This window comes from Geminicoccus sp., assembly GCF_035556675.1.
In the GTDB taxonomy this organism is placed as follows: Bacteria; Pseudomonadota; Alphaproteobacteria; order Geminicoccales; family Geminicoccaceae; genus Geminicoccus.
On the sequence record NZ_DATMFZ010000146.1, the window covers coordinates 1 to 4,523 of the forward strand.

Annotated in this window: 4 protein-coding genes and 1 tRNA gene; 2 read left to right on the plus strand and 3 right to left on the minus strand. The window is 68.2% G+C overall.

Features of this window, described 5'->3' with window-relative positions; translation table 11 throughout:
• Positions 1–471 precede the first annotated feature (471 nt).
• A complete protein-coding gene (locus VNS22_RS11140; protein ID WP_325732379.1) occupies positions 472–885 on the plus strand; it encodes a response regulator in 414 nt (137 codons plus the stop codon).
• Between the two features lie 7 nt (positions 886–892).
• On the opposite strand, the gene VNS22_RS11145 is transcribed toward VNS22_RS11140, so the two are convergent.
• The 3 genes from VNS22_RS11145 to VNS22_RS11155 are packed head-to-tail and all read right to left on the minus strand — an operon-like array spanning position 893 to position 4,299.
• Complete coding sequence (locus VNS22_RS11145; protein ID WP_325732381.1) at positions 893–1,564, minus strand: TrkA family potassium uptake protein; 672 nt, start codon at positions 1,562–1,564, stop codon at positions 893–895.
• Positions 1,557–2,888: a TrkH family potassium uptake protein gene (locus VNS22_RS11150; protein WP_325732382.1), complete on the minus strand. Its 1,332-nt coding sequence runs from the start codon at positions 2,886–2,888 to the stop codon at positions 1,557–1,559. Before VNS22_RS11150 ends, VNS22_RS11145 begins: the two co-directional genes overlap by 8 nt.
• 22 nt (positions 2,889–2,910) lie before the next feature.
• Positions 2,911–4,299 (minus strand): aldehyde dehydrogenase family protein, encoded by a 1,389-nt coding sequence (locus VNS22_RS11155; RefSeq protein ID WP_325732383.1) that lies wholly within the window; start codon positions 4,297–4,299, stop codon positions 2,911–2,913.
• Between the two features lie 151 nt (positions 4,300–4,450).
• Between VNS22_RS11155 and VNS22_RS11160 the strand changes: the two genes are divergently transcribed.
• Positions 4,451–4,523: transfer RNA gene (locus tag VNS22_RS11160), tRNA-Arg, on the plus strand.

Genomic DNA, 4,523 nt, shown 5'->3' on the forward strand with positions numbered 1-4,523 from the left:
CGGATGCTGGTCACGGCACCGTGAAGCCGAACCGACCGGGTGACCTGCTCGTACAGCTTCGCGTCGGTGGCGCTGTAGATCCGGCACATGGGGCTCTCCCTGAACGTCCTGTGGGAGGATAGGCTCGCCTCGAAGGAGAGCAAGCGCGCTGCTCCTGTACTGCGGACAGGATGGCCCCGACCGGGTCCCACAGGACACCGGCCGTACTTTTCAGTGGCAGTTTGCCGGTAATGGTCCGATCCTACGTACAAAAGTCGCATTTGGGATGATGATTTTGCTGGGCAGTTGGTCAATAGTGATCCGGCGATTTGAACGGCCCTGGCACTGGAGAAATCCTTTGCCGGCTGAAGACGAGTGCCATCATTCGCCTCGCGACGTGTGACTGCATCTGCCGCCGGGACAGGTTGCGGCCGATGGGTGCAGCAACGGCGGCTGGTGGTGCGGATCTCGTTGATGAACGAAGGAGGGACCGTGGCCGCAAGCAGGCCGGAACAGGGCGCCGGCCACGCCAACGAAGACCGGCGCGTGCTGATCGTCGAGGACAACTGGCTCGTGGCGATCGAGATCGAAGCCGCCCTGTCGGAGGCGGGCTACGAGGTGGTGGGTCTCGCCATGAGTGCCGATCAGGCGGTGCGGCTGTGCGGCAGCGAGCGGCCGGCAATGGTGCTGATGGACATCCGGCTCCAGGGGCGGCTGGACGGGGTGAGCGCCGCGGTCGAGATCCTGCAGCGCTACGGAATCCGTTCCGTCTTCGTCACCGCCTACGGCGATCCGGAAACCCGAGCCCGCGCCGAGGCGGCCCAGCCGCTCGGCTGGATCCTGAAGCCAATGGCGTGGAGCGAGCTCGGCCGGCGGCTGGAGCAGATCCGCGCTGCCAAGGCCTGAAGCCCATTCAGGTCAGTGCTGCGAAGGCCTCGGTCTTCCGGGTGGGGCCCGACACGATCAGGAGGTCGCCGCGCTCGACCACCGTCTCCGGGCGCGCATAGGTGAAGTCCTCGCGCGGCCGCTTCACCCCGACCACGGTGATCCCGTATTTCTGGCGCACCCCGGCTTCGGCCAGGGTGCGGCCGATGAGCGCGCGCGGCGCCCGGGTCTTCACGATCGCGAACCCATCGTCGAATTCGATGAAGTCGATCATCTTGCCGGTCACCAGATGGGCGACCCGCTCGCCCATCTCCGCCTCGGGATAGACCACGTGATGGGCACCGGTCCGCTCCAGGATCCGGCCATGATTGCGGCTGACCGCCTTGGCCCAGATGTCGCCCACGCCCAGTTCGCTGAGCGCCAGCACGGTCAGCACACTCGCCTCGATATGGGTGCCGATGCCGACCACCACATGATGGAACTCGTGGACCCCTAGGCGGCGCAGCACGTCGATGCTGGTGCAGTCGGCCTCCACCACATGGGTCAGCCGCTCCGCCCAGCGCTGCACCAGTTCGCCATTGGCGTCGATCGCCAGCACGTCATGGCCCAGTCGGACCAGGGATTCGGCCACCGCGCTGCCGAACCGGCCGAGGCCGATCACCGCCACGCCGTCGCCTTCGGGAATGATGGGGTCAGCCAATGATCGGGCGCTCCTCGGGATAGCGGAAGGGAACCTTGTGCTCGCGCAGGGCCAGGGCGGTTGCCAGCGTGACGGTGCCGACCCGGCCGGTGAACATCAGGGCGGTGATGAGCAACTGGCCGGCCGGTGACAGCTCCGCCGTCACCCCGGTTGAGAGGCCGACCGTCGCAGCTGCCGAGATCACCTCGAACAGCGCGTCGCGCACCCGGAGATCGGTCACCGAGAGCAGCAGAAGCGTGCCGATACCCACGGCCAGCACCGCGAACAGCGCCACGGTCACCGCCTGGCGCTGGGCATGAGCGGAGATGCGGCGATTGAAGGCGGTGGTGTCGGCTTGGCCACGGATCTCCGCGCGCGCCATCAGGCAGAGCAGCACGAAGGTGGTGACCTTGATGCCACCGGCGGTGCTGGCGCTGCCACCGCCGATCAGCATCAGGCCATAGCTCGCCAGCAGCGATTCCGGCTGCAGCATCCCGATCTCGACGCTGTTGAAGCCGGTGCTGCGCGTCATCACCGAGAGGAGCAGCGCGTTCACCAGGCGGTCGAACGGCTCCAGCCGGCCGAGCGTGGCCGCATTGCCCCATTCATAGAGCGCCATGATCACCGTGCCGCCCACCAGGAGGGTGACGGTGCCGGCCAGCGTGATCTTGGTATGGACCGACCAGCCCGCCGGCTGGCGCAATTCGTGGCGCAGCTCGAACAGGACCGGGAAGCCCAGCCCGCCGATCACCGCCGCGAGCATGATCGACAAGAGCATCACCGGGTCGCCGACGAAACTCATCAGGCTGTCCTGATAGGTCGAGAAGCCGGCATTGTTGAAGGCCGAGACCGTGTGGAACAGGCCGTGCCAGGCAGCCTCGCCCCATGGTTCGCCATGGTTGAGGTGCAGGTGGAGGATCAGGACCAAGGCAGTCACCGCCTCGACCACCAGCGTCGCCCGCAGGATCAGCCGCAGGATGCCGGTGACATCGCCCAGCGCCAGGCTGCGGGTCTCGGCCTGGGCGATCAGCCGGCTGCGAAACCGCATCCGCCGCGAGATCAGCATGCCCAGCAGCGTGGCGGAGGTCATGATGCCGAACCCGCCCAGCTGGAACAGGAGCAGGATCACGACCTGGCCGAACGGCGACCAGTAGCTGCCGGTGTCGACCACGATCAGCCCGGTCACGCAGGCGGCCGAGGTGGCGGTGAACAGGGCGGTGAGCAGGGGCGCACCGCCGGGGCCGGCCCGGGCCACCGGCAGCATCAGGAGCAGGGTGCCGACCAGCACCACCACCAGGAAGGCGAGGGGCACCAGTCGGGTTGGGTCCTGGATGCCCCGCATCATGGCGGACCGTTCGCCCGCCCCCTCAGATCCGGGTGCGCAGGTGGAACGACTTCGGCCGGGTCAGATGGTCGTAGGCCAGCCTGGACAGGGACACGCCGCGGCCGGTGTCCTTGACGCCGGTCCAGGCCAGCGCCGGGTCCAGATAGTCGCAGCGGTTCATGAACACGGTGCCGGTCTCGATCCGGTCGCCGATCCGCTCGGCCGCCTCCGGGTCCGAGGTCCAGATCGCCGCGGTGAGCCCGTAGGGGCTGTCGTTCATCAGCGCGATCGCCTCCTCGTCGCTCTTGACCTTCATCACGCCCACCACCGGGCCGAAGCTCTCGTCGCGCATCACGCTCATGTTGTGGTCGACCCCGGCCAGGACCTGCGGCGCGATGTAAGCGGAGCCCCGCTCGTCCATCGGGAACGACTTGGCATCGACCAGGGCGCGGGCACCCTTGGCGACCGCATCGGCGACCTGGTCGCGGACGAAGTCGGCGGAGCGGGCCTTGGCCATCGGCCCGATATTCACCTCGGGTAAGGTCGGATTGCCCAGGCGGTAGCCGGCGGCGAAGCTGACCAGCCCGTCGATGAAGGCGTCATAGACGGCCTCGTGCACATAGAGCCGCTCAATGCCGCAGCAGCACTGGCCGGAGTTGAAGAAGGCGCCGTCGCCCAGATTCTCGACCGCGTGCCGGATGTCCGCATCCGGGCGGACATAGCCCGGATCCTTGCCGCCCAGCTCCAGCGTCGTGGAGATGAAGGTCTCGCCCGCCGCCCGTGCGATCTCGTGCCCGCCGGCCACCGAGCCCGTGAAGCTGACATGGTTGACTTGGCCGGCGCGGATGATGCCCAGCGCGTCGGCATGGCCGGTATGCAGGTACTGGAAGACGCCCTCGGGCAGGCCGGCCTCCTTGAACGCCTGCGCGAACCGCTCCGCGGTGAGCGGCGTCTGCGCGCTGTGCTTCAGGATCACGGCGTTGCCGGCCAGGATCGAGGGCACCACCGCGTTGACCGCGGTGAGGTAGGGGTAGTTCCAGGGGGCGATCACGAACACCACGCCCACCGGCAGCTTGCGGATGAAGCGGGTGAAGCCCGGCTTGTCGTCGAAGCGAAGGTCGGCCAGCGCCTCGGGCGCGACATCCATCATGTAGCGCGCCCGCTCGGCAAAGCCGCCGAGCTCGCCCGGCGACTGGGCGATCGGCCGACCCATCTGCCACGTGATCTCTTCCGCGATCTCGGGCTTGTGCGCCAGCACCGCGTCGATGAACCGCCCGACCACCGCGATCCGCTCCACCAGCGGGACCTGTCGCCAGGCCGCCTGGGCAGCACGCGCCCGGTCCAGGGTCGCCTGGATCGCGGCGCCGTCCGCGAGCGGCCGCTCGACATAGACGGACTGGTCGACTGGGGAGATGGTACGCTGAATGGTCATGCTGGCCCGGGATCGATCTGGAGGCGGACAGGGCGCCATCCTAGCCGCGGGACCCGGCCGGCGCATCCCCGCCGTGCTTCGCCAGCCACCAGCCGCTCGCTGCGAGCAGGCTTGCCCTTCCCGACAAGGGGCGCTAACAACGCGGCCCGACGCGCCCGTAGCTCAGCGGATAGAGCGCTTGCCTCCGGAGCAAGAGGTCAGAGGTTCGATCCCTCTCGGGCGCG